The sequence below is a fragment of the Saccharothrix sp. HUAS TT1 genome, from assembly GCF_040744945.1.
In the GTDB taxonomy this organism is placed as follows: domain Bacteria; phylum Actinomycetota; class Actinomycetes; order Mycobacteriales; family Pseudonocardiaceae; genus Actinosynnema.
Genome location: NZ_CP160453.1, coordinates 8,481,025 through 8,504,177, shown reverse-complemented (window position 1 = coordinate 8,504,177; position 23,153 = coordinate 8,481,025). Strand labels below are relative to the sequence as shown.

The window sequence follows — 23,153 nt, the reverse complement described above, 5'->3', positions numbered from 1 at the left end:
GCGCCGTGAGCATCGAGATCGCGAACGAGTCGGGCGTGAGCGTGGACGAGCCGTCCATCGTCGCCGCCGCCCGGTTCGCCCTGGACCGGATGGGCGTCAGCCCGTTGGCCGAGCTGTCCGTCCTGCTGGTGGAGCTGGACGTGATGGCGGACCTGCACCAGCGCTGGATGGACCTGCCCGGTCCGACCGACGTGATGGCCTTCCCGATGGACGAGCTGGACTCGGCGCGCCGCCCGGACGCCGCGGGCCTCGGCCCGGCGCTGCTCGGCGACATCGTGCTGTGCCCGGACTTCGCCAAGGACCAGGCCAAGAAGGCGGGCCACGGCCTGCTGGACGAGCTGCACCTGCTGACCGTGCACGGCGTGCTGCACCTGCTCGGCTACGACCACGCCGAGCCCGCCGAGGAGCGGGAGATGTTCACGTTGCAGAACCGCATCCTCGGCGACTTCCGCACGGCCGCGGCCGAGGCGGAGCGCAAGTCGGCGCAGCGCGAGGCGGACTCGAAGCTCCTCGGGGCGGTCGGCCTGGAGGACGCGGACCGGCCCGAGCCGACGGCCTGAGGCGGCCGACGTGATGGGCGGTTCCGCCGGCTTGCTGGTGTTGGCCGTGGTGCTGGTGCTGTCGGCGGGCGCGTTCGCGGGTGTGGACGCGGCGCTCGGCACGGTGTCGCGGGCGCGGGTGGAGGCGTTGCAGCGGCAGGGCCGGGCGGGCGCTGGGCAGTTGATCCAGCTCCTGGCCGACCGGCCGCGGCACGTCAACCTGCTGCTGTTGCTGCGGCTCGGCTGCGAGCTGGCGGCGACGGTGCTGGTGACCGTGGTGTGCCTGGGGCTCGTCGGCACCGGTTGGGTGGCCATGCTGGTCGCCGGGCTGAGCATGCTGGTGGTCTCGTACGTGCTGGTCGGCGTGGGTCCGCGGACGATCGGCAGGCAGCACCCGTACGCGGTGAGCCTGCTCGCGGCCGGTCCGATCCGGGTGCTCGGGCGCGTGCTGGGCCCGTTGAGCAGGCTGCTGATCCTGGTCGGCAACGCGATCACGCCGGGCAAGGGCTTCCGGGAGGGCCCGTTCTCGTCCGAGGTGGAGCTGCGCGAGCTGGTCGACATGGCGCAGGAGCGCGGCGTCGTGGACGAGGGCGAGCGGGAGATGATCCACTCGGTCTTCGAGCTGGGCGACACGATCGCGCGCGAGGTGATGGTGCCGCGCACCGAGATCGTGTGGATCGAGCAGGCCAAGTCGATCCGCCAGGCGCTGGCCCTGTCGCTGCGCACCGGGTACACCAGGGTGCCGGTGATCGGGGAGAGCGTGGACGACATCGTCGGCGTGGTGAACCTGAAGGACCTGGTGCGGCTGACGCTGGCCGAGGAGCCGAACGGCACGTCGGTGGCGGACGTGATGAAGCAGGCGTCGTTCATCCCGGACTCGAAGCCGATCGCGGACCTGCTGCGGGAGATGCAGCTGTCGCGCAACCACCTGGCGGTCGTGGTGGACGAGTACGGCGGCACGGCGGGGCTGCTGACCATCGAGGACATCCTGGAGGAGATCGTCGGCGAGATCACCGACGAGTCCGACACCGACGACCGGCCGCCGGTGGAGCACCTGGTCGACGGTTCGGTGCGGGTGAGCGCCAGGCTGCCGGTGGACGACCTGGACGCGTTGTTCGGCACCGAGCTGGACGACCACGAGGTGGAGACGGTCGGCGGCCTGCTGGCCCAGCGCCTGGGCCGGGTGCCGCTGCCGGGCACCGAGGCCGAGATCGCGGGCCTGCGGATGCGGGCCGAGGGCGGCAAGGACGAACGCGGGCGGATGCGCATCACGACGGTGCTCGTGCGCCCGGTGCACAGCGGTGACGACAGCGAGGGGACCAGCGGTGAGTGACCTCGACCCCGAGGACCAGAAGATCGTGACGCTGGCGCGCTCGGCGCGTGCCCGCACGGGTGCGGCCGAGGGCGCCGCGGTCCGCGACACCGACGGCCGCACCTACGCGGCCACCACCGTCGCCCTGCCGTCGCTGAAGCTGACCGCGTTGCAGGCGGCGGTCGCGGCGGCCGTCTCCAGCGGGGCCGAGGGGCTGGAGGCGGCGGCCGTCGTCACCGCTTCGGGCGCCGTGGACGAGGACTCGCTGTCCGCCGTGCGGGACCTGACCGCCGGCGCGCCCGTGCTGCGCGCGGACGCGTCCGGCGCCGTGCGGGAGACGGTGTAGGCGTCAGAGCAGCACGCCCGCCCGGCCGAGGTCGTGGTTGAAGTAGGCCGACAGGGTCGACGCGGACGCCCGGTAGACGATCGCCTGCGACGCGGGGTCGAGCACCAGGTAGTCCCCGTCGTACCCGGCGACGGTCAGGAAGTGCGGCACGTTGCGGCCCGACCAGGGCAGGCTGACCATGTTGCCCGCCATGATCGCCGGGCGGCCGTTGCGGACGTGGGTGAGCACGCGGTTCAGGTCGTTGAACACCACGGTCGCGGACACGCCGTTGCGCGCCAGCGCCCGTTGCACGTCGGACTCGTTGGTGCCGAACTTGTTCGGGTCGTTCCACGTCGGGTCGTAGCCCATGTCGGACCGGGCCCGGTTGATCGCGTCGACCGGTCGGCCCGCGCTCCACGACCTCGGCGTCACGCCCGCCGCCAGCAGCGCGGACACCACGCTGGCCGGTCCGCAGTCCTCGCCCTGGTTGGGCTGGCCGTGGAACTGCGAGACCGGCACCAGCCGCCCGGTCTGACCGCCGCAGTCCGGCACGCCGGGGATGCGGTAGTCGTACCCGGTGGCCATGTAGGCGTCGGCGAGGTAGCCGCGCAGCGCGGGCACGTAGTCCCACAGGTCGCTGGTGAACCCGCGGGTGTTGGTCACGGACTGGCCGCGCACCTGGCACGAGACGTCGACCCGCTGCCCGTCCCACACCAGGCCGAGCGAGGAGCTGGTGGAGGTGGGCGCGGAGCGGACGTTCAGCCCGTCGCCGTCGGTGTTGCCGACCGTGGCGGTGGCCGCCGACGCCACGCCGGCGCCCCCGACCAGGGCCGAGGCCACCAACACGGGCACGAGCAGGGAGCGGAGTAATCGGTTCACGGGGTGCCTCCACGTGGTCACCGGGCAGTTACCTGGGGTGAGAGTCGCACGTCACCCCGACAGTTCCCGCTCGACCGCGGGCGCCTTCGTGGTCGCGTACGACCAAAGGGTGACCGGGTCCTCGTGGACCGCCCCGGCTGGAGAGGGCTGGCGCGGCGCGGCCGGCGGGTGCGGGGACAATGGACGGATGGATGGTTACCGCTCCGGGTTCGCGTGCTTCGTCGGCCGCCCCAACGCAGGCAAGTCGACGTTGACCAACGCGCTGGTCGGGACCAAGGTCGCGATCACGTCGAGCAAGCCGCAGACCACCCGGCACACCATCCGGGGCATCGTGCACCGCGAGGACGGCCAGCTGGTCCTGGTGGACACACCCGGCCTGCACCGCCCCCGCACGCTGCTCGGCCAGCGCCTCAACGACCTGGTCCGCGAGACGTGGTCGGAGGTCGACGTGGTCGGCTTCTGCGTGCCCGCCGACCAGAAGGTCGGCCCCGGCGACAAGTTCATCGCCGCCGAGCTGGAGAAGATCGCCAAGCGCACCCCGGTGATCGGCATCGTCACCAAGACCGACCTGGTCGGCCAGCAGCAGGTCGCCGAGCAGCTGCTCGCCCTGCAGGACGTGATGGACTTCGCCGACCTGATCCCGGTGTCCGCGGTGGACGGCTACCAGGTGGACGCCCTCTCCGACCTGGTGCTGGGCAAGCTGCCCGAGGGCCCGCCGCTGTACCCGGACGGCGAGCTGACCGACGAGCCGGAGCTGACCCTGGTCGCCGAGCTGATCCGGGAGGCCGCGCTGGAGGGCGTGCGCGACGAGCTGCCGCACTCGATCGCCGTCGTGGTCGAGGAGATGCTGCCCCGCGAGGGCCGCGACGACCTGGTGGACATCCACGCGAACGTGTTCGTCGAGCGGCCCAGCCAGAAGGCGATCATCCTCGGCCACCGCGGCGAACGGCTCAAGCAGGTCGGCATCACCTCCCGCAGGCACATCGAGAAGCTGCTCGGCACCCGCGTCTACCTGGACCTGCACATCAAGATCGCCAAGGACTGGCAGCGCGACCCGAAGCAGTTGCGCAGACTGGGGTTCTAGGTGGCGAACCTCTACCGGGACACCGGGGTGGTCCTGCGGGTGCAGAAGCTCGGGGAGGCCGACCGCATCATCACGCTGCTCACCCAGCGGCACGGCAAGGTGCGCGCGGTGGCGAAGGGCGTGCGCCGCACGTCGTCCCGGTTCGGCGCGAGGCTGGAGCCGTTCGGGCACGTCGACGTGCAGTTCTACCCGGGGCGGTCGCTGGACGTGATCACCCAGGTGGAGACGCTGGACGCGTTCGGCGTGGTCCTGGTGGACGACTACCAGCGCTACACGGCGGGGTGCGCGGTGCTGGAGACCGCCGACCGGCTCACCTCCGAGGAGGGCGAACCGGTCCTGCGGCTGTACCTGCTGGTCACGGGCGCGCTGCGGGCGTTGGCGGCGAAGGAGCGGGACGCCTCGCTGATCCTCGACGCGTTCCTGATGCGCGCGATGGCGTTCGCGGGGTGGGCGCCCGCCGTGGACGAGTGCGCCCGCTGCGGCGACCCCGGCCCGCACAAGGCGTTCAACGTGCACGCGGGCGGCATGGTGTGCGCGCGGTGCCGGCCGCCGGGCAGCGCCACGCCGTCGACCGACACGCTGAGCCTGCTCGCCGCGCTGCTGCACGGCCGGTGGGACGTGGTGGACGGCATCCCCGCGGGCGCGCGCCGCGACGCCAGCGGCCTGGTCGCCGCGCACCTGCAGTGGCACCTGGAGCGGCAGCTCCGCTCGCTGCCGTTGGTCGAGCGCAAGGCGCAGGCGGCCGACGGTTAGAGTCGCCTGCCGCACCCCCTTCGCAGTCACCCACGAGAGGACAGCCATGCTCCGCCGACGGCGGGTTGAGCGCGTCCAGCGCGTTCGCAGACCCCCGGAACCGCACCCCACCGGCGCCACGCCGCCGGTGCTGCCCGCCGACCTCGTGCCCAGGCACATCGCGATCGTGATGGACGGCAACGGCCGTTGGGCCAACCAGCGCGGGCTGTCCCGCATCGAGGGGCACAAGCGCGGCGAGGCCGTCGTGGTGGAGGCGGCCAAGGGCGCCATCGAGATGGGCGTGAAGTGGCTGTCGCTGTACGCGTTCTCCACCGAGAACTGGCGGCGCAGCCCGGAGGAGGTCCGCTTCCTCATGGGGTTCAGCCGTGACGTGATCCACCACCGCACCGACGAGCTGGACGAGCTCGGCGTGCGGGTGCGGTGGGCGGGTCGGCGGCCCAGGCTGTGGCGCAGCGTCATCAAGGAGCTGGAGGTCGCCGAGGAGCGCACGAAGGACAACGACGTGCTCAACCTCGCGATGTGCATCAACTACGGCGGGCGGGCCGAGGTCGGCGACGCGGCCCGGGAGATCGCCCGGCTGGCGGCGGCCGGCAAGATCAACCCGGAGAAGGTGGACGAGCGGACGCTCGCCAAGCACATGTACCAGCCGGACATGCCGGACGTCGACCTGTTCATCCGGCCTTCCGGTGAGCAGCGGACGTCGAACTTCCTGCTGTGGCAGTCGGCGTACGCGGAGCTGGTGTTCCAGGACATCCTGTGGCCCGACTTCGACCGGCTGGACCTGTGGCGCGCCTGCGAGGCGTACGCCATGCGCGACCGGCGCTTCGGCGGCGCCGTGGACAAGCCCGACGTGGAGGATTCTTAAGTGACCGACGAGGACGCCAAGGTGACCGCGGAGCTGCTGACCGCGGCCCGCGAGGCGTTGGAGCTGTTCCACGAGGTGCACGTCGACGACGACGGCGCGCTGAGCTTCCAGCACGGCGAGGTGCCGTGCGCGGTGCAGGCGATGCGGCTGGCCGAGGGCCTGACCGTGCTCAGCCTGACCTGCGTCGTGGCGTGGGACCTGCCGGATGACCGCGACCTCGCCGTGTCCGCCGCCGAACGTGCGGGTCAGGGGCTGTTCGGCACGCTCGGCGTGGTGCGCAACGAGCGTGGGATGGATGTGACGTTGCGCTACGCGTTCCCGGCCGAGGGGCTGTCGCCGGAGCCGTTGAGCACGCTGCTGATGTTGGTCGTGTCCACTGCCTCGCAGCTGCGCAACGAGCTGCTGGCCGGAACCGGGGACGGTGCCTGATGGCTGGTGTGATCGTGTACGAGCCCGACGACGACGGTGACGTGGAGGGCCTGCCGTGGGCCATCACGTTCGAGGCGTCGGCGGGTGAGGAGTGGGCCTCGTTCGTGTGCGGCCCGTACGAGCGCGACGACGCGGTGCGGCTGGCCGAGGAGGTCCTGGCCGCGAGCCGCGGCGTGACCGCCGTGGTCGAACCCCTCCTGCCGGTCGAGGAGGCCGCCGACGTGCTGGCGACCATCGCCGAGCTGCGGGACGAGGCCGACGACCCGGAGTAACCCTGCGTGATCGAACCGGTACGGTCGGCACTGAACGGGTGTCGACGTGCCGGGGGGTTCTCAGTGGGTTCGCCGATCATCAAGGAACTCGGCGAGGTGAACGGGGTTTCGGTGGCGGTCGCCGCCACCGACGAGCCGTGGGCCCTGGGCGTCGACGCCATGGTGGTGTCCGTCGGGGGGAGCTTCGGCGAGCTGGGCGAGGTGCTGGCGCAGAAGTTCCCGAACTTCCGGCAGCTGGTCGAGGGGCTGGACCTCTCCCGCATCCCCTCGGCGCGGCCGCGGACGGTCGAGCCGGCGGACGTCGGCTCGCTCCGCTTCGCGGTGCTGGCCTCCCCGCACGGCGACAACGGGGAGGTGGACGAGCGGTCCATCGCGGTCGCCACGTGGGCAGCCGTGCACGCCGCCGCACGTGCCGGGGCCACAGGTGTCGCGATGCCGCTGTTCGCCACCGGTGTCCTGGGCTTCCCGAAGGAGGACGCGGCCGCCGTCGCCGTGCCCGCGGTGGTGGAGGCGCTGCGGTCGCGGGACCTGTGGGGTCTGCGCCGGGTCGTGCTGTTCGGCAGGCGCGCCGACTTCGTCGAGCTGATCGAGCGGCAGTGGCGCGGTGATCTCGGAGGAGCCGCGCTCCCGGCGGCGGCCGTGCCCGTCGACCTGGCCGGTGGGGTGTCCAGCGACCTGGTCGACCCGGCCCGGTCGATCCCGCCGGAACAGGACCGGTTGGGCGTGGGCACGTACGTGTCGATGCTGGCGACGGTGATCGCCGAACGCGCCACCCCGACGCCGTTGTCGATCGGCGTGTTCGGCGACTGGGGTGCGGGCAAGAGCTTCTTCATGGGCCTGCTGCGCGGTCGGGTCGAGGCGCTGGCGGGCTCCGGGTCGCCGCGGTACTGCCACCGCGTCGTGCAGATCGGGTTCAACGCCTGGCACTACGCGGACACCAACCTGTGGGCCGGCCTGGCCGACGTGATCTTCCGGGCGCTCGCCGAGCCGGACCCGGAACCGGGGCGGCAGCGCAGCGAACTGCAGCGGGAACTGGCGAAGAGGACCGACCGGCGGGCCGAGCTGGCCGAGGTCAACGAGCGGGCCGAGGCAGAGGTGGCCCTCCTCAAGGCCAAGCTGGACGAGGCCGACGGGGAGCACGTCACCGGCGCACGCGACCTGCTCGCCGCCATGCGCGGGTCGACCGCGTTGCAGGAGCGCCTGGACCGGGTGTGGAAGCGGGTCGGCGTCGCCGACGAGGTCGAGCAGGGCCGGCTGCTGTCCCGGCAGCTCCGGGACGTCCACTCCGACGCCGAGGAGGTGCGTCGGCTGCCGAGCGACCGGAACGGCAAGCTGGCGCTGGGCGCGGCGGCCGCGGTGCTGGGCGTCAGCGCCGCCACCGCGCCAGCCGTCCCGCTGATCACCTGGCTCGGTGGCGCGGTCGGCGTGGCGCTGGCCGCCCTGGGTGGCGGGCTGCTGCTGCGCGCCCGCAACGGGCTGGGCGAGCTGCGCACGATGGCCGAGGACATCCGCGGCGGTCTCGACCGCATCCGCGAGGAACGCGTCCGGGAGCACGTCGCCGAGACCGTCGAGAAGCTGCGCAGGGCCGAGGCGGACCAGCTGGTCGCCCGAGCGCAGTTGGACGAGGTCGTGACCAGGGTCGGCGAGCTGGGGCGGGAGCTGGCCGACCTCGACCCGGCGCGCCGGGTGTCGGCGTTCGTCGGCGAACAGGCGAAGGGCGACACCTACACGCGCGACCTCGGCACCGTGCCGACGCTGCGCAAGGACTTCGAACAGCTGGTCGCGCTGCTGGCGGACTGGCGGGCGAACCCGGACGTCGACCCGGAGTCCAGGCCCATCGACCGCGTGGTGCTGCACATCGACGACCTCGACCGGTGCGAGCCGCGGCAGGTGGTGCAGGTGCTGGAGGCCGTGCACCTGCTGCTGGCGATGGACCTGTTCGTCGTGGTGCTCGGCGTGGACCCGCGCTGGCTCGTCGGGTCCCTGCGCAGCCACTACGCGGACGTCCTGCGCGGTCCCGGAACTACGCCGTCGTCGTGGCGGGTGCTGCCGGAGGACTACCTGGAGAAGATCATCAACATCCCGTTCACGCTGCCCGAGATGCCCCGGGGCAGCCTGGGCTCGGTGCTGAGCTCGATGGTCGAGACCAAGACCGCCACCCCGTCCGACCGGTCCACCGCGGAACCGCGCCCCGCGCCGGCGCCGTCGGCCGAGCTGGAGATCGAGGCGGGCGCGCAACTGGACGCACCGCGTTCGCCCGCGCCCGCCCGGCTGCTGACCAGGCCCGAGCTGGAGTTCCTGAGCGCGCTGGAACACCTGGTGGGCACACCGCGCGCGGCGAAGCGGCTGCTGAACGTGTACCGGATGATCCGGGCGACCCGCTTCCTCGGTGACGCCGCCGGCTTCCTCGGCGCCGCGGGCCGCCCCGGCGAGTTCCAGGCGGTGGTCGTGCTGCTGGGGGTGACCGCCGCCGCGCCCGCCCTGGCCGCCGACGTGTTCGACGCGCCGAAGTCGGACGACGCCCGCGGTGGCCTCGTGCACCGCGACCCGGCCACGCCGTGGGTGTCGTTCGCGGCGGACCTGCTGCCCCGGGACGGCCACTCGCCGGTCGTCGGATCCGTCGGGCAGGACGCCGCGGCCCAGTGGTCGAGGCTGCACCAGGGGCTGGAAGAGGTCACCGAACTGGTCACCCTGCCGGACCTGACCGCGTTCCAGGCGTGGACTCCGCACGTCCGCCGGTTCTCCTACCTCAGCCGCTGAACCTCCCGCCTGGGTGAAGACCCGACGGAGGTCGGTGAGGTGCGGGCGGTGGTTCTGGCATCATCTCGAAAGTGACAATCACTGGCGAGATCCGCGGATCGCGCCCGCGCCGCACGCCGCCGCGCTGGAAGATCACTTCGCTGGAAGTGCTCTGCGCGCTGCTCGTGCTGGCGCTGGTGTTGCAGGACTGGCTGGTCGGCGTGCTCGACGTGCCGGTGCTGCGCACCGCGTCCACCGTGTTCGTCGCGGTCTGCGTGCAGGCCCTGCCCTTCCTCGTGCTCGGCGTGCTGATCAGCGGCGCGATCGCGGCGTTCATCCCGGCCGGCGCGCTGCGGCGGGCGCTGCCCCGCAAGACGGCCGTGGCGGTGCCCGTCGCCGGGGTCGCCGGGGTCGCGCTGCCCGGCTGCGAGTGCGCCTCCGTGCCCGTCGCCCGCCGGCTGATGCAGCAGGGCGTGGCGCCCGCGGTGGCGTTGACGTTCCTGCTCGCCGCGCCCGCCGTGAACCCGATCGTGCTGGTCGCCACCGCCGTGGCGTTCCCCAACGCGCCGATGATGGTGCCCGCGCGGTTCTTCGGCGCGCTGCTCACCGCGATCGTCATGGGCTGGCTGTGGACCCGGTTCGGCAAGGCCGAGTGGATCGCCGAGCGCGCCCTGCGCCGGCTGCCGGACAACGACGGCACGTCGCGCTGGGTGGTGTTCGCCGAGACCGCGCGGCACGACCTGGTCGACGCGGGCGGGTTCCTGGTGCTCGGCGGGGTGTTCGCGGCGGCGTTCAACGTGCTCGTGCCGCAGGCGTGGCTGGAGACGCTGGGCGGCCAGGTCGTGCTCGCCGTGGTGGTGCTGTCGCTGCTGGCCGTGGTGCTGGCGCTGTGCAGCGAGGCCGACGCGTTCGTCGCGGCCTCCATGTCGGCGCTGCCGCTGCTGCCCCGGCTGGTGTTCCTGGTGGTCGGCCCGGCGGTCGACGTCAAGCTCATCGCGCTGCAGGCGGGCGCGTTCGGCAAGTCCTTCGCGGCGCGCTTCGCCCCGGCCACGTTCGTGGTGGCGATCGCGTCGGCCCTGGCGGCGGGAGCGGTGTTCCTGTGAGGCGGAGCGACCATGAGGCGTGAGACGCAGAACATCCTGCTGGTCCTGCTCGGCGGCGCGCTGCTGAAGCTGGCGCTGACCGGCACCTACCTGCGGTACGTCAAGGAGTCGCTGCAACCGTGGCTGGTCGGCACCGGCGCGGTCATGGTGGCGCTGGCGCTGGTCTCGATCGTCCGCGACGTCCGCGGCGGCCTGCCGCACCACGGCGGGCACGAGCACGGCACGTCCCGCAGCCCGTGGATGCTGCTGCTGCCGGTGCTGGCGGTGTTCCTGATCAGCCCGCCCGCGCTCGGCGCGGACACGGTCAACCGGTCCGACCGCAACGCCGCCCAGGAGTCCAGGGCGTCCAGCGGGTTCGCGCCGCTGCCGTCGGACGCGGTCGTGCCGCTGACCATCTCCGAGTTCGTCACCCGCACCGCCTGGGACGACTCCGGCTCGCTGGACGACCGCACGGTCGAGCTGACCGGGTTCGTGGTGCGCAAGGACGCCGACGTGTTCATCGCCCGGCTGACCATCTCGTGCTGCGCCGCCGACGCCTCGCCGGTCAAGGCGAGGATGACCGGCCAGGACTTCGCCGCCCTGCCGACCGACCAGTGGGTCCGGGCCACCGGCCGGGTGGTGCCCGGCTCGGCGACCAAGGAGACCGCGTTCGTGCCGACGTTCACCGTCTCGCGGGTGACGCCGATCGCCACGCCCGAGGACACCTACGAGGGCTGAGCCTTCCCGCAGCACTCGCGGCAGGTGCCGAAGATCTCCACGGTGTGGCTGACCTCGACGAACCCATTCTCCGCCGCGACCCGGTCGGCCCACTTCTCCACCGCGGGGCCCTCCACCTCGACCGTGCGGCCGCAGTTGCGGCACACCAGGTGGTGGTGGTGGTGCTGCGAGCAGCGGCGGTAGATCGCCTCGCCCGAGTCGGTGCGCAGCACGTCCACCTCGCCCGCGTCGGCCAGCGACTGCAGCGTGCGGTACACCGTGGTCAGGCCGATGCCCTCGCCCCGCTTGCGCAGCTCCTCGTGCAGCTCCTGGGCCGAGCGGAACTCGCCGAGCGAGTCGAGCAACTTGGACACGGCGGTGCGCTGCTTGGTCGAACGCAGCCCCGGCACCGCGGTGGTCGGGCGCTCGCTAGTGGTCACATCTCCTCCGTCCGGGGGGTCCGGTCGGTCTCGTTGATACCACGCGGCCCCTCGTCGACGTGGGTCACGGCGTCCACCACGATGTGCGCCAGGTGCTCGTCTACGAGCCGGTAGACGACCTCGCGGCCGTGCCGCTCGCCGTGCACCACGCCCGCGGCCTTGAGCACGCGCAGGTGCTGGCTGATCAGCGGTTGGGCCACGCCCAGCGCCTCGACCAGCTCGTGCACGCACCGGTCCGCCTCGCGCAGCTGCAGCACGATGGCGATCCGCACCGGGGCGGCGAGCGCCCGCAGCAGCTCGCCGGCCGCGGACAGGGTCCGGGTGGGTTTTCGCGGCGCGGGCGGCGGCACGTGGCGTTCCGGGGAGTGCACGTGCTCGCCTCGCACTCCGACCGTCACGGCGCCTCCCACGTGGTATGGATTTTCACCACCGATACTACGGCGCTAGAGCACGGACACCGTGATGAGCACCAGCACGGCCAGCACGAGCACCCTCAGGAGCCGCGCGCTGGGCGTGAGCAGGGGCCAGGTCACGGCGAGCAGCGCCCCCACGCCGAGCGCCAGCACGCCCAGCAGGAGTGCGCCGACCGCCCCCTGCACCCACACGCCCGCCACGAACAGGGCCAGGACCAGCAGGAACGCCGCCGGCGCGGGCACCCGGGAGAGGGGGCCGGAGCCGGGGATCAGGGTGCGCTTCGAGTCACGAGCCACCGTGGCATCCTTGCACCGTGCTGCTCGTGTGCCGCTTCACCGTGGCGGAAACCGAAGTCGAGGCGTTCACCGGGCGGGTCGACCGGGCGCTCGCGCTGCTCACCGCGCAGCCCGGCTGCCCGCGGGCGCAGCTGTCGCGGTCGACGGACGAGGCGGACCGGTTCGTGCTGACCGCCGAGTTCGACTCGGTGGTGGCCTACCGGCGGGCGATGTCGCCGTTCGAGGTGCGCGAGCACGTCATCCCGCTGCTGTCCGAGGCGAACACCGACGAGCCCGCCGCCTACGAGCCGCTGCTGGTCGCCGCGGACGGCGCGGTGCGCCGCGAGGTGAGCCTGCTGGCCCGCGACGCGGGCACCGTCCGCCTCGGCGAGGCCGCCGGGCCGGCCACGCCGCGCTGACTCAGCCCTTGACGCCGTAGAAGTGCACCGTCGAGTTCGGCCGCAGGCCGATCCGCCGGTACACGGGCGCGCCGGCGGGGGTCGCGTGCAGGGTGGCGCGGGTCAGCCCGGTGGCCCGGTGGCCCTCGTGCAGCGCCTTGCGCGTCACCGCCTCGCCGTAACCCCGGCGTTGGCAGTCCGGGTCGGTGGCGACCAGCGCGACGAAGAGGCGGCCGTCCGCCTCGACGGCCGCGGCGCACGTCACCGGGACGCCGTCCCGCAGCCCCAGGTAGGCGAACGCCCCTTCCTTCCACAGCGCGGAGCCCGCGATCCCGTCGCGACCGGCTTCCAGCGGGAAGTCGTAGGCGCGCGAGTTGAGGTCCGCGTAGTCCCGCAGCTGCTCGTCGGTGCTGACCCGGGCGAACGTCAGCTCGGGGTGCTCCGGCTCGTCGTCGAACACCAGGTCACCCGCCATGCCGACGCCGGGGAAGGCGTGCTGGAGCCCCGCCCGCTCGGCCGCCGCGTCGAGCGAGGCGCGCGCGTCGTCGGTCAGGAGGTCTTCGAACAGCCACAGGAAGCCGGACCGCCGCTTCGAGCGCATGATGTCGGCGACCTGGCCGAGGCGTTCCCCGAGCAGGTCCGCGTCCGCGCCGACGTCGGTCAGCGTGACGCAGTTCCAGAACGGGAACAGGCAGTCGGCCCAGCGGACGGCGATGCCGGGCAGGTCGCGCACGTCGGCCGCCGGGTCGCGGTCGAGGACCGCGCGGCGCCAGACCAGGGCGAGCTGTTCCGCCGATTCGATCGAGCTCGCGAGATCCGCCACCGAAGCTCCCCGTGGGTTGTCGAGTCGGCGGATCCTACCGGGGTGACGCCCCGCCGGTCGCTGGGTGTGCGCCGGTCGCCCGATGGCGGCACGGGAGCTAGGACTACCCTGGCAAGCCCCTTTCCCGTCCTCTTCTGCTTCTCCCGATGGAGTGTCCGTGGCAGCCGATCGCATCGAGACCGTCGTCAGCCTCTGCAAGCGTCGCGGGTTCGTGTACCCCTGCGGCGAGATCTACGGCGGCACCAGGTCGGCCTGGGACTACGGTCCGCTCGGCGTCGAGCTGAAGGACAACATCAAGCGCCAGTGGTGGAACTTCATGGTGCGCGGCCGGGAGGACGTCGTCGGCCTGGACTCGTCGGTGATCCTGCCGCGCGAGGTGTGGGTCGCGTCCGGCCACGTCGAGGCGTTCGTCGACCCGCTGGTCGAGTGCAACTCGTGCCACAAGCGGTTCCGGCAGGACACGCTGGTCGAGGAGTACGCGGAGCGCACCGGCAAGCAGGTCGCCGAGGGCGACGTCTCCGACGTCCCGTGCCCCAACTGCGGCACCCGCGGCCAGTACACCGAGCCGAAGATGTTCAACGGCCTGCTCAAGACCCACCTCGGTCCGATCGAGACCGACGAGGGCCTGCACTACCTGCGCCCGGAGACCGCGCAGGGCATCTTCACGAACTTCCTGAACGTGCAGACCACGTCGCGCCGCAAGCCGCCGTTCGGCATCGGCCAGATCGGCAAGAGCTTCCGCAACGAGATCACGCCGGGCAACTTCATCTTCCGCACGCGCGAGTTCGAGCAGATGGAGATGGAGTTCTTCGTCGAGCCGGGCACCGACGAGGAGTGGCACCAGTACTGGATCGACGAGCGCACCCGCTGGTACAACGACCTGGGCATCTCCAAGGAGAACCTGCGGCACTACGAGCACCCCAAGGAAAAGCTGTCGCACTACTCGAAGCGCACCGTCGACATCGAGTACCGGTTCCAGTTCGGCGGTCAGGAGTGGGGCGAGCTGGAGGGCGTCGCCAACCGCACCGACTTCGACCTGAACACCCACTCCAACCACTCGGGCGTCGACCTGTCGTACTTCGACCAGGCCACCAACTCGCGCTACCGGCCGTTCGTGATCGAGCCCGCGGCGGGCGTCGGCCGGCCGATGATGGCGTTCCTGCTGGAGGCCTACAGCGAGGACGAGGCGCCGAACGCCAAGGGCGGCGTGGACAAGCGCGTCGTGCTGCGCCTGGACCGCAGGCTCGCGCCGGTGAAGGCGGCCGTGCTGCCGCTGTCGCGCAACGCCGACCTGTCGCCCAAGGCCAAGGACCTGGCCAACGCCCTGCGCAAGCACTGGAACATCGAGTTCGACGACGCGGGCGCCATCGGCCGCCGGTACCGCAGGCAGGACGAGATCGGCACGCCGTTCTGCGTCACGGTCGACTTCGACACGCTGACCGACCACGCGGTGACCGTGCGGGAGCGCGACACGATGTCGCAGGAGCGGGTGTCGATGGACCAGCTGGAGGGCTACCTCGCCGCGCGCCTGATCGGCGCCTGAGCGGGTCGCGTCACGCGTTGGCGCGGTGCTCGGACGGGCTCACGCCGCGTTCCCGCTTGAACGCCGTGCTCAGCGCGAACGCGGTGCTGTAGCCGACCCGGCGGGCCACCGCGCCGACCGTGGCGCCCGGCTCGCGCAGCAGGTCGGCGGCCAGCGCGAGCCGCCAGTCGGTCAGGTAGGCCATCGGCGGTTCGCCGACCAGCTCGGTGAACCGCCTGGCCAGCGCCGCCCGCGACACGCCGACCGCCCCGGCCAGCGAGCCCACCGTCCACGGTCGCGCCGGGTCGCCGTGCAGCAGCCGCAGCGCCCGGCCGACCACGGGGTCGGCGTGCGCCGAGTACCAGGCGGGCGCCCGCGCCTCCGGTCGGCAGAACCACGCCCGCAGCACGGAGATCAGCAGCAGGTCGAGCAGCCGGTCCAGCACCGCCTCCTGGCCGGGCTCGTCGCGGGCGACCTCGTCGGCCAGCAGCGGCACCAGCGGCAGTTCCGCGCGCGGCACGACGAGGGACGGCGGCAGCGCCGACAGCAGCCGCCCGCTCACCTCGCTGTCGAGCTGGTAGGCGCCGCTGAGCAGCACCACGGACCCGTCGGCGTTCGCGCCCCACGTGCGCACGCCGAGGCCCCACTGCTCGCACAGCGCGGACCCGTCCGGCGTCGTGGTGATCCCGCCGGGGTGCACCACCGCCTGCACGGGCGTGGCCGGGTCGTCGGCCAGCGCGTACGGGTCCGGCCCGCGCAGCACCGCCACGTCACCGGCGCGCAGCGGCGCCGGTTCGCCGTCGTGCGGCAGCAACCACCCGTCGCCGCGCACCAGCGCCACCACGGTCAGCGGCGCGCGGTCCTCGACGCGCAGCGACCACGGCGGGTCCAGGACGGTCCGCATGAGGAACGCGCCACGGGCGCGCGGTCCGTTCAGCAGTCCGGCGAGAGCGTCCACGGGGTCAAGCCTAGAGATGTGCGGGACGATGTCGGCCGCGTTCGTCGTGCCCGTCGTGTCCGTCGTGGAGCCCCGCCGTCGAGACGATGGCGCATGCGATCGAGTCGCTGGGCGATGGCCGGTCCGGGACCCGTCGGCTTGACTGGCCCCATGTTCCCCACGGTGACGATCGTCGCGGCTCTCGGCTGCGGGATGATGGCTGGGGTCTTCTTCGCGTTCTCCGCGATGGTCATGCCCGGGCTGCGGCGGGCCGGGCCCGAGGTCGGGGTCGCGGCCATGCGGGCGATCAACCTCGCGGTGGTGAACCCGGCGTTCATCGGCGTCTTCCTCGGCACGGCGGTGGTCGGTGTGGTGGCGGCGTTCGGGGGCGGTCCGTGGGCGTGGGCGGGCGCGGTCCTCTACCTGCTGGGCGGTGTCGTGCTGACGGGCGCCTTCCACGTCCCGCGCAACAACGGGCTGGAGCGGTCGGGCACGCCGGAGGACTGGACCCGGTACCTGCGCGAGTGGGTGCCCGCGAACCACCTGCGGGCGCTGCTCTCGCTCGCCGCCGCCGTCTCGTTCACCGCGGCGGCACTCCAGTAGTAGTGACTTTCTGTAATCATTCAGTCTTTCGATGATCTGCGTCACGAACTATCGGGTGAATATCGGTCGGATTGCACGAAGACGCCTTTCTGTTAACCCGCGCATCACCCGGCTTTGTGACACTTGAGCGAGGCGCAGCTCATCGGGGGGTGTCATGGCGCGGGTCGTTGTCGTCGCACTCGCATTGGCGCTCCTCGCCGTGCTCGCGCCATCTCCGTTCGGTCACGCGCAGGCCGTGCGGGCCCTCCCGGTGGGCCACTCGACGGCCTTCGTCCCCGAGGAGGAACCGCCCAGGGAGTGCCGCAAGGGCCCCGAGCCGCGATCTTGGTCCACCCGATCATCGCCGGCCGGACCTGCGCCCGTTCCCGGACGACCCGCCGCGCGCCCGAACCGCCGCGAGGCGCGGGCCCGCGTCGCCCCGCCCGTGCGCCGCGGCCGCGCGGAACACCTCCACCCGTGGTCCAGACCCTCGGCACTGCAGGTGTTCCGGCACTGATCCACACCCCACCGCAGTCGATCGCACCGTCCGACCAAGACGAGTGGGGAAAGCAGATGGAATTCCGTCAACCGGTCCACCACGCCCGCGCGCATTCGTTGCGCGGTTCCCAGGAAATGGGACGCGGGCTCGCCGGTGGCCAATCACCGACCGCCCTCTTCACCACCTGCGCGGACTCACGCATCGTGACCGCCGCCGGCACCGGGGACCGGCCCGGCAGCCTCCTGGCGCAGCCGGGCGGCCACCCGTTCGTGCGGGACCGGGTCGATTCCGGCGACCTGCGCGTGCACGGGCGGTTCCACGACATCGAGTCCGGTGAGGTCCTGGCCCACCGCTCGGACCTCCTCCAGCCGCTGTGACCGGCTGCACCGACTTCCGCGGAGCTGACGAGTGAGCACTCGAACCGAACGACCCGCCCCACCGGGGCGGAGAACCCCGTGGCCCGACGTCGGAGCGTCGCTGGTGGTGTTCCTGGTGGCGCTCCCGCTGTGCGTGGGCATCGCCGTCGCCTCCGGCGTCCCGGCCGAACTGGGCATCATCACCGGCGTGGTGGGCGGCCTCGTGGTCGGCCTGCTGCCCGGCAGCACCATGCAGGTCAGCGGACCGGCGGCGGGGCTGACCGTGCTGGTCGCCGACACCGTCGCGGCGCACGGCCTGGGCGCGCTGGGCGTCATCGTCCTGGGCGCGGGCCTGCTCCAGGTGGCGATGGGCCTGCTGCGGCTCGGCCGCTGGTTCCGCGCCATCTCGCCCGCCGTGGTGCAGGGCATGCTGGCGGGCATCGGCCTGGTGCTGGTGCTCGGCCAGCTCTACCCGTTCGCCGGGCAGGACCAGCCGGCCACGACCGGCGCCAAGTTCGCCGGCCTGGTGGACCTGGTCCGGGCCGCGGTCACCACCGCGGTCGGCCTGAGCGGCGTGGCCGTCGGCGTGCTGACGCTGGTGGTGGCGTGGCTGTGGAAGCGGACGCCGTGGCGTGCCGTGCCGGGGATGCTGGTGGCCGTCGTGGTCGCGTCCGCGGTCGGGGCGCTGTTCCCGCTGCCGCGGATCTCGGTCGGTCCGCTGACCGACGTGGTGGCGCTGGTCGACTTCGACCTGCTGGACGCGGGCGTGCTCGGCGCGATGCTGACGTTCGCCCTCGTGGCGTCGGCGGAGAGCCTGTTCAGCGCGGCGGCCGTCGACCGGATGCACGGCGGGCCGCGGACGCGGTACAACCAGGAGCTGGTCGCGCAGGGCGTCGGCAACGCGGTGTGCGGCGTGCTCGGCGCGCTGCCGATGACCGCCGTGATCGTGCGCAGCGCGACCAACGTGGAGGCGGGCGCGCGCACCCGGCTGTCCCGCGTGCTGCACGGCTGGTGGCTGCTGGTGTTCGTCGTGCTGCTGCCCGGCGTGCTGTCCTACGTGCCGCTGGCGGTGCTGGCCGCCCTGCTGGTGCAGGCGGGCTGGAAGCTGCTGGCGCCCGGGCAGGTCGTGGCGCTGGCCCGCGTCGACCGCGCCGAGGCGGGCGTCCTGGTCCTCACCGCGGGCCTGATCGTGCTGACCGACCTGCTCACCGGCACCCTCGCGGGCCTGCTGGCGGCGGTGGTCAAGACGGCCTGGGACATGTCCCGGCTGACCGTCACGGTGACCGCCCAGGGCGAGGACCACCACCACGTGGCGGTGCGCGGCAACGCGACGTTCCTGCAGCTGCCCAACCTGCTGGAGACCCTGGAAGCCCTGCCGGACAGCAGGCCCGTCCGGATGGACCTGACCGGCGTGCGCCACCTCGACCAGGCGTGCGGCCAGGCGATCGAGCACTGGGCCGCGCAGCGCGGCAGCGTGGAGCTGATCCGCCCGACGCCCGACCGGGTGTGACGACCGGGGCCCGGTGCGACCGCCCTCGCACCGGGCCCCACCTCACCTCGCGCGCCGGGCGTGGTTCGCGTGCTTGCGCGCCGCGAACCCGTGCGCCTCGACCAGCAGCGGCCGGACGGCCTCCAGCGTCGCCCCGCTCGGCGACACGACGCAGACCCAGTGCTGCGACGCGTAGAACGGGTGCGGCAGCAAGCGATCCCGCTCCGCGTAGTCGAACCCGGAGTCCAGGACGCCGTCACCGTCGCGCTCGGTCGGCACGGCGCCGAACATCGCCGCGTAGGACGCCTTGGTCAGCCCGATGTTGAGCCGGTACGCGCCGTCCTCGCCCAACCGCGAGACCCGGTCGTAGCGGTCGCCGGTGACGATCGTGGCGAACGGCATCTGCCGTTCCGGCGGGAGGTCGCCGTCGGGGTCGTAGAGGAAGAACGTGTCGCCGGACGCCTCCACGACGCGGATGCCGGCGAAGGTCGAGCTGATGTGGTCCTTGAGTTCATCGACGTTCACCCCTTCAACCGTATCGTTGAACTCCTTTGTGAGGCTTCGACGCGGAACCGCCAGGGAGTCGACTGAAAACCTTCAACTCGCGCTTCAACCCGCCGGGCCGGTGAGCCCGCTGATGAGGGCGGTCGTGATCGCGGTCAGCCGGTCCTTGGCGTCCTGCTCGTCCACGCCGGTCTGGACCGACAGCACGGCGACGGCGTACCGGTTCGCGACCACGCCCGCGCTGTGCAGGTGGAGGTCCGCCGGCAGGTACCACATCCAGCCCTGCTTGGCGTACGCGTCGACGCCCGGCGCGAGCAGCCCGTAAGCCTGGTCGAAGCCGTCCGCGGCGGTGGGGGAGGCCGACGACAGGGCGGTCACGACGAACTCCCGGTCGGCGGAGGGCAGCCCGGTCAGCACGTACCGGTAGAGCCGCGCGACGTCGGCGGCCGACATCTCGACGTCGCCCCACTGCGAGGCGTCCGCCGGCGCGCGGGTGGTGGTCAGGCCCGCCCGTGCGGCCACGCGGTCGATCGCGCCCATGCCGTCGTGCAGCGTCCACAGGGCGTTCATGGCGTCGTCGTCGCTCAGGCGGAGCGCCCGGGACAGGAGGTCGAGGTCGTCGGACGGCACCTCGCCGGAGGTCAGCAGGTCCACGGCCACCAGCAGCTTGCTCAGCGACGCCGAGCGGAACGGGGTGTCGGCGCCGGAACCGGCCGCGGCGCCGGTGTCGAGGTCGACCACGGCCAACCCGAGGTCGACACCGGCGCCCACCTCGGCCGCCCGCGCTACCGCCGCCGGGAGGTCCGGGGCGGGTGTCCCGGCGGCACGTGGCGCGGCCGGGTGCGGGGTGTCCGCCGGAGCGGTGGCCGACGGTCCGCCGGCGGTCGACGGCCTGTCAGCGGTCGCCGGTCCGTCGGCGGTCGACGGCGCGGCGGTGCCCGGCGGTGCGGTGAGCGACGCCTCGGCGGCGTCCTCGGGCAGGCTCGGCCACACCAGCGCGGCCACGCCCACGACCAGCGCGACCACGACTACCGCCCAGCGTCTTCCCACTCCTCCACGGTCCGGTTCACAACCGCCTGGTGTCGAGGGGTTCCTCCTGTGCGGTTGCTGAAGACTCGTCGCGGGTGACGACGTAGGCGCCGCCCGTCGACCGCTCGGACACCGCCTCCACCAGTTCGGCGCCGTGGTAGACGAGTCCGGCTCCGTCGTCGGTGCAGTGCGTCACCGGCAGGGCGCCCGCCGCGACCGCCGCGTGGATGGTCGGCCGGCGCGCGGCCTCGGTGTCGTAGTGCACGCCGTTGCCGTACGGCAGGAAGCCGAGCCCGTTGGTGACGATCCGCAGCTCCGGGCCGAACGAGTCCGTCGAACCGCCCACGAACCAGCAGATCGACCCGGCCGACACGCCGCCGAGCACGACGCCGTCCTGCCACGCCCCGCGCAGGACCGGCCCGAGGTCGTGCACCGCCCACACGGCCAGCAGGTTCGCCACCGAACCACCGCCGACCCACACCACGTCGTGCTCGCCGACGAAGCCCGCGAGGTCGGTCGTCGGCGGCATGGTGAACAGGTTCAGGTGCGACACCTCCCACCCGGCGAGCTGCCCGGCTTCGGAGATGTCGGCGTTGAACCACCGCTGGTCGCCCGCCGCCGTGCCGACGTGGCACAGCTTCGGCTTGCGCCCGTGCACGCCGGACAGGTCGACGGCGTGGTGGACGAGTCGGTGGAACTCCAGGTGGGTGCGACGCCCGGCGCGGAATCCGCCCGAGGTGGCCACGATCGTCGGCTGGTCTGCTGGCATGGGAGCGATCCTGGCAGGGGTCGTGCCGGAGCGGGTGTGCCATTATCCGGGGCGTGACGTTCCTGCCGAGGCTCCGCAGGCTGGTGACCCGCGTCGTGCTCGGCGCCGTCGTGATCGGGTTCCTCGTCGTCGGGGGCACGGCGTTCCGCGTCTGGCAGGTGGCGCGCGAGGACGACCGCACGCACGCCGACATGGCCGTCGTGCTCGGCGCGGCCCAGTTCAACGGCGTGCCGTCGGAAGTGCTCGAAGCCCGGCTGGAGCACGCCCGCCGGCTGTACGAGCAGGGGGTGGTCAACTACATCGCCACCACCGGCGGCCGGCAGCCCGGCGACAACTTCACCGAGGGCGAGGCCGGTCGGATCTGGCTGGAGGAGCACGACGTGCCCGCCGACCGGATCCTCGAGGTCGGCGAGGGCACCGACACGCTGGGCAGCATCCGCGCGCTCGCCGCCGCGGCCCGCGAGAAGTCCCTCACCACCGCCGTGATCGTCAGCGACCCGTGGCACTCCCTGCGGGCGCGCACGATGGCCGAGGACGAGGGCCTGTCGGCGTGGACGTCGCCGACCCGCAGCGGGCCGAACGTGCAGACCCGCGAGACCCAGTTGTTCTACATCCGCCGCGAGACCGGCGCGCTGCTCTACTACCACCTGATGAAGGCCCCGGCGGGCGCTTTCGACGGCATCCTGCTGTAGCTCATACCCTGTCCGGATGACGCAGGGCTACACCCCGCACGACTCGGCGCGGTTGCTGTCCGAGCGGCCGAAGGGCGCCGTGCTGCCCGGCGCCCGCACCGAGCGCCGCTCGCCGTTCTCCCGCGACCGGGCCAGGGTGCTGCACTCGGCGGCGCTGCGCAGGCTCGCGGGCAAGACCCAGGTCGTCGGACCCGGCGAGGGCGCGGAGGTGACCGGTGTGCCGCGCACCCGGCTCACCCACTCGCTGGAGGTCGCCCAGATCGGCCGGGGCATCGGCGAGGAGCTCGGCTGCGACCCGGACGTGGTCGACACCGCCGGGCTCGCGCACGACATCGGGCACCCGCCGTTCGGGCACAACGGGGAACGCGCGCTGGACGAGCTGGCCGGGCCGTGCGGCGGCTTCGAGGGCAACGCCCAGACCCTGCGCATCCTGACCAGGCTGGAACCCAAGACCGCCAAGGGCCTCAACCTGACCAGGGCGTGCCTGGACGCGGCGGCCAAGTACCCGTGGACCCGCCGTCCCGGGGTGGTGAAGTTCGGCGCGTACGACGACGACCTCGCGGTGTTCACCTGGCTGCGCGACGGCGCGCCGGAGGGCAGGCGGTGCCTGGAGGCGCAGGTCATGGACTGGGCCGACGACGTCGCCTACTCCGTGCACGACGTGGAGGACGGCGTGCTGGCTCACCGGATCAGCCTGTCCGCGCTCGGCGACCCGGCCGAGCGGGCGGCCATCGCGGAGCTGGCCGCCAAGCACTTCTCCGCCGAACCGGTGTCCGCGCTCGAAGCCACCGCCGGCGACCTGCTCGCGCTGCCGGTCATCGCCGAGCTGGCCGAGTACGACGGCTCGCTGCGCGCCCAGGTCGCGCTGAAGCGGCTCACCAGCGAGCTGGTCGGCCGGTTCGCCTCGGCCGCCGTCGGCGCGACCCGCGAGGCGCACGGCGACGGCCCGCTGAGCCGCTACCAGGCCGACCTGGTCGTGCCGCCCCGGGTCGCGGCCGAGGTGGCGCTGCTCAAGGCGGTCGCGGTGCGGTACGTGATGAGCGACCCGGCGCGGCTGGCCGTGCAGGCGTGGCAGCGGGAGCTGGTGGCCGAGCTGGTCCACCTGCTGCTCGACCGCGCGCCGGACTCGCTCGACCCCGCCTTCCACCCCGCGTGGGCCGCCGCCGGCACGGACGCCGAACGGCTGCGCGTCGTGGTCGACCAGGTCGCCTCGCTGACCGACGCCCAGGCGGTGGCGTGGCGGTCGGCGCTGGCGAAAGCCGCCCCCGAACCGCTGTGACCGGTGGCACACTCGGTGGCATGGCCGATGAGTCCAGGAGACCGCCAGGCCGTCCGTGGCCGTGGCGCAGACCGTCCCGTGAACCGGTGCACGCCGGTTTCGAGGTGCCGTACGACGGGTGGGACGACGAACCCGACGACGGTTCCGCC

Annotated in this window: 27 protein-coding genes; 18 read left to right on the top strand and 9 right to left on the bottom strand. The window is 72.9% G+C overall.

From position 1 onward, the window contains the following. Positions 1-5 precede the first annotated feature (5 nt). The 3 genes from ybeY to AB0F89_RS37395 are packed head-to-tail and all read left to right on the top strand — an operon-like array spanning position 6 to position 2,197. The gene (gene ybeY, locus AB0F89_RS37405) at positions 6-560 is read left to right on the top strand and encodes an rRNA maturation RNase YbeY (protein WP_367131236.1); all 555 of its coding nucleotides are present in this window, start codon (positions 6-8) and stop codon (positions 558-560) included. 13 nt (positions 561-573) lie between these two features. Further along, on the top strand, positions 574-1,872 hold the full coding sequence (locus AB0F89_RS37400) for a hemolysin family protein (protein ID WP_367131234.1): 1,299 nt from the start codon (positions 574-576) through the stop codon (positions 1,870-1,872). Then, a complete protein-coding gene (locus AB0F89_RS37395; protein ID WP_367131232.1) occupies positions 1,865-2,197 on the top strand; it encodes a cytidine deaminase in 333 nt (110 codons plus the stop codon). Before AB0F89_RS37400 ends, AB0F89_RS37395 begins: the two co-directional genes overlap by 8 nt. Before the next feature lie 3 nt (positions 2,198-2,200). Here the strand turns inward: AB0F89_RS37395 and AB0F89_RS37390 are convergent, their stop codons facing one another. Continuing rightward, a complete protein-coding gene (locus tag AB0F89_RS37390) occupies positions 2,201-3,055 on the bottom strand; it encodes a C39 family peptidase (RefSeq protein ID WP_367131230.1) in 855 nt (284 codons plus the stop codon). Positions 3,056-3,242: 187 nt separating this feature from the next. Between AB0F89_RS37390 and era the strand changes: the two genes are divergently transcribed. The 8 genes from era (at position 3,243) to AB0F89_RS37350 (ending at position 11,017) form a co-directional block, all read left to right on the top strand. Further along, positions 3,243-4,139 (top strand): GTPase Era, encoded by an 897-nt coding sequence (gene era / locus AB0F89_RS37385; protein ID WP_367131228.1) that lies wholly within the window; start codon positions 3,243-3,245, stop codon positions 4,137-4,139. After that, positions 4,140-4,892 carry a DNA repair protein RecO gene (recO, locus tag AB0F89_RS37380; protein ID WP_367131226.1) on the top strand — a complete coding sequence of 251 codons (753 nt, stop codon included), beginning with the start codon at positions 4,140-4,142 and terminating at the stop codon, positions 4,890-4,892. It begins immediately after the preceding gene. 46 nt (positions 4,893-4,938) lie between these two features. Then, positions 4,939-5,757: an isoprenyl transferase gene (locus AB0F89_RS37375; RefSeq protein WP_367131224.1), complete on the top strand. Its 819-nt coding sequence runs from the start codon at positions 4,939-4,941 to the stop codon at positions 5,755-5,757. After that, positions 5,758-6,186: a YbjN domain-containing protein gene (locus AB0F89_RS37370; RefSeq protein ID WP_367131223.1), complete on the top strand. Its 429-nt coding sequence runs from the start codon at positions 5,758-5,760 to the stop codon at positions 6,184-6,186. Then, on the top strand, positions 6,186-6,458 hold the full coding sequence (locus tag AB0F89_RS37365; RefSeq protein WP_367131221.1) for a hypothetical protein: 273 nt from the start codon (positions 6,186-6,188) through the stop codon (positions 6,456-6,458). Before AB0F89_RS37370 ends, AB0F89_RS37365 begins: the two co-directional genes overlap by 1 nt. Positions 6,459-6,521: 63 nt before the next feature. Continuing rightward, complete coding sequence (locus AB0F89_RS37360) at positions 6,522-9,218, top strand: P-loop NTPase fold protein (RefSeq protein WP_367131219.1); 2,697 nt, start codon at positions 6,522-6,524, stop codon at positions 9,216-9,218. Between the two features lie 71 nt (positions 9,219-9,289). Continuing rightward, on the top strand, positions 9,290-10,300 hold the full coding sequence (locus AB0F89_RS37355) for a permease (protein WP_367131217.1): 1,011 nt from the start codon (positions 9,290-9,292) through the stop codon (positions 10,298-10,300). 12 nt (positions 10,301-10,312) lie between these two features. Continuing rightward, on the top strand, positions 10,313-11,017 hold the full coding sequence (locus AB0F89_RS37350; protein ID WP_367131216.1) for a TIGR03943 family protein: 705 nt from the start codon (positions 10,313-10,315) through the stop codon (positions 11,015-11,017). On the opposite strand, the gene AB0F89_RS37345 is transcribed toward AB0F89_RS37350, so the two are convergent. From AB0F89_RS37345 to AB0F89_RS37335, 3 genes are all read right to left on the bottom strand, one after another. Further along, a complete protein-coding gene (locus AB0F89_RS37345; RefSeq protein ID WP_367131214.1) occupies positions 11,005-11,436 on the bottom strand; it encodes a Fur family transcriptional regulator in 432 nt (143 codons plus the stop codon). The genes AB0F89_RS37350 and AB0F89_RS37345 overlap by 13 nt on opposite strands. Beyond that, complete coding sequence (locus AB0F89_RS37340) at positions 11,433-11,807, bottom strand: ArsR/SmtB family transcription factor (RefSeq protein ID WP_367139171.1); 375 nt, start codon at positions 11,805-11,807, stop codon at positions 11,433-11,435. Before AB0F89_RS37340 ends, AB0F89_RS37345 begins: the two co-directional genes overlap by 4 nt. A gap of 72 nt (positions 11,808-11,879) precedes the next feature. Further along, a complete protein-coding gene (locus AB0F89_RS37335) occupies positions 11,880-12,146 on the bottom strand; it encodes a DUF6703 family protein (RefSeq protein ID WP_367131212.1) in 267 nt (88 codons plus the stop codon). A 17-nt stretch (positions 12,147-12,163) separates the two neighbouring features. On the opposite strand from AB0F89_RS37335, the gene AB0F89_RS37330 reads away from it, so the two are divergent. Next, positions 12,164-12,544: an antibiotic biosynthesis monooxygenase family protein gene (locus tag AB0F89_RS37330; RefSeq protein ID WP_367131210.1), complete on the top strand. Its 381-nt coding sequence runs from the start codon at positions 12,164-12,166 to the stop codon at positions 12,542-12,544. Between the two features lies 1 nt (position 12,545). On the opposite strand, the gene AB0F89_RS37325 is transcribed toward AB0F89_RS37330, so the two are convergent. Continuing rightward, positions 12,546-13,346, bottom strand: coding sequence for a GNAT family N-acetyltransferase (locus AB0F89_RS37325; protein WP_367131208.1), 801 nt, complete (start codon positions 13,344-13,346; stop codon positions 12,546-12,548). Between the two features lie 157 nt (positions 13,347-13,503). Here AB0F89_RS37325 and AB0F89_RS37320 point away from each other — a divergent pair, with 157 nt between their 5' ends. Further along, positions 13,504-14,889: a glycine--tRNA ligase gene (locus AB0F89_RS37320; protein WP_367131206.1), complete on the top strand. Its 1,386-nt coding sequence runs from the start codon at positions 13,504-13,506 to the stop codon at positions 14,887-14,889. Between the two features lie 10 nt (positions 14,890-14,899). On the opposite strand, the gene AB0F89_RS37315 is transcribed toward AB0F89_RS37320, so the two are convergent. Beyond that, positions 14,900-15,826 (bottom strand): AraC family transcriptional regulator, encoded by a 927-nt coding sequence (locus AB0F89_RS37315; protein ID WP_367131204.1) that lies wholly within the window; start codon positions 15,824-15,826, stop codon positions 14,900-14,902. Between the two features lie 150 nt (positions 15,827-15,976). Between AB0F89_RS37315 and AB0F89_RS37310 the strand changes: the two genes are divergently transcribed. The 3 genes from AB0F89_RS37310 (at position 15,977) to AB0F89_RS37300 (ending at position 18,752) form a co-directional block, all read left to right on the top strand. After that, positions 15,977-16,408 (top strand): DUF1772 domain-containing protein, encoded by a 432-nt coding sequence (locus AB0F89_RS37310; RefSeq protein ID WP_367131202.1) that lies wholly within the window; start codon positions 15,977-15,979, stop codon positions 16,406-16,408. 456 nt (positions 16,409-16,864) lie between these two features. After that, the gene (locus AB0F89_RS37305; RefSeq protein WP_367131201.1) at positions 16,865-17,263 is read left to right on the top strand and encodes a hypothetical protein; all 399 of its coding nucleotides are present in this window, start codon (positions 16,865-16,867) and stop codon (positions 17,261-17,263) included. Between the two features lie 31 nt (positions 17,264-17,294). Beyond that, positions 17,295-18,752, top strand: coding sequence for a SulP family inorganic anion transporter (locus AB0F89_RS37300; RefSeq protein WP_367131200.1), 1,458 nt, complete (start codon positions 17,295-17,297; stop codon positions 18,750-18,752). A 42-nt stretch (positions 18,753-18,794) separates the two neighbouring features. On the opposite strand, the gene AB0F89_RS37295 is transcribed toward AB0F89_RS37300, so the two are convergent. From AB0F89_RS37295 to AB0F89_RS37285, 3 genes are all read right to left on the bottom strand, one after another. Continuing rightward, positions 18,795-19,256, bottom strand: coding sequence for a DUF6194 family protein (locus AB0F89_RS37295; RefSeq protein ID WP_367131198.1), 462 nt, complete (start codon positions 19,254-19,256; stop codon positions 18,795-18,797). An 84-nt stretch (positions 19,257-19,340) separates the two neighbouring features. Next, positions 19,341-20,285: a serine hydrolase gene (locus AB0F89_RS37290; RefSeq protein ID WP_367131196.1), complete on the bottom strand. Its 945-nt coding sequence runs from the start codon at positions 20,283-20,285 to the stop codon at positions 19,341-19,343. Positions 20,286-20,301: 16 nt separating this feature from the next. Further along, a complete protein-coding gene (locus tag AB0F89_RS37285) occupies positions 20,302-21,033 on the bottom strand; it encodes a Type 1 glutamine amidotransferase-like domain-containing protein (protein WP_367131194.1) in 732 nt (243 codons plus the stop codon). A 53-nt stretch (positions 21,034-21,086) separates the two neighbouring features. Here AB0F89_RS37285 and AB0F89_RS37280 point away from each other — a divergent pair, with 53 nt between their 5' ends. Together AB0F89_RS37280 and AB0F89_RS37275 are read left to right on the top strand one after the other, a co-directional pair. After that, positions 21,087-21,725, top strand: coding sequence for a YdcF family protein (locus tag AB0F89_RS37280; protein ID WP_367131192.1), 639 nt, complete (start codon positions 21,087-21,089; stop codon positions 21,723-21,725). Positions 21,726-21,741: 16 nt separating this feature from the next. Further along, positions 21,742-23,004: a deoxyguanosinetriphosphate triphosphohydrolase gene (locus AB0F89_RS37275; protein ID WP_367131190.1), complete on the top strand. Its 1,263-nt coding sequence runs from the start codon at positions 21,742-21,744 to the stop codon at positions 23,002-23,004. Positions 23,005-23,153: the final 149 nt, after the last annotated feature.

Coding starts and splice junctions, on each gene's coding strand:
- AB0F89_RS37400 (WP_367131234.1), top strand. CDS start 574: ATGGGCGGTTCCGCCGGCTTGCTGGTGTTGGCCGTGGTGCTGGTGCTG.
- era (WP_367131228.1), top strand. CDS start 3,243: ATGGATGGTTACCGCTCCGGGTTCGCGTGCTTCGTCGGCCGCCCCAAC.
- AB0F89_RS37375 (WP_367131224.1), top strand. CDS start 4,939: ATGCTCCGCCGACGGCGGGTTGAGCGCGTCCAGCGCGTTCGCAGACCC.
- AB0F89_RS37365 (WP_367131221.1), top strand. CDS start 6,186: ATGGCTGGTGTGATCGTGTACGAGCCCGACGACGACGGTGACGTGGAG.
- AB0F89_RS37350 (WP_367131216.1), top strand. CDS start 10,313: ATGAGGCGTGAGACGCAGAACATCCTGCTGGTCCTGCTCGGCGGCGCG.
- AB0F89_RS37310 (WP_367131202.1), top strand. CDS start 15,977: ATGTTCCCCACGGTGACGATCGTCGCGGCTCTCGGCTGCGGGATGATG.
- AB0F89_RS37285 (WP_367131194.1), bottom strand. CDS start 21,033: ATGCCAGCAGACCAGCCGACGATCGTGGCCACCTCGGGCGGATTCCGC.
- AB0F89_RS37275 (WP_367131190.1), top strand. CDS start 21,742: ATGACGCAGGGCTACACCCCGCACGACTCGGCGCGGTTGCTGTCCGAG.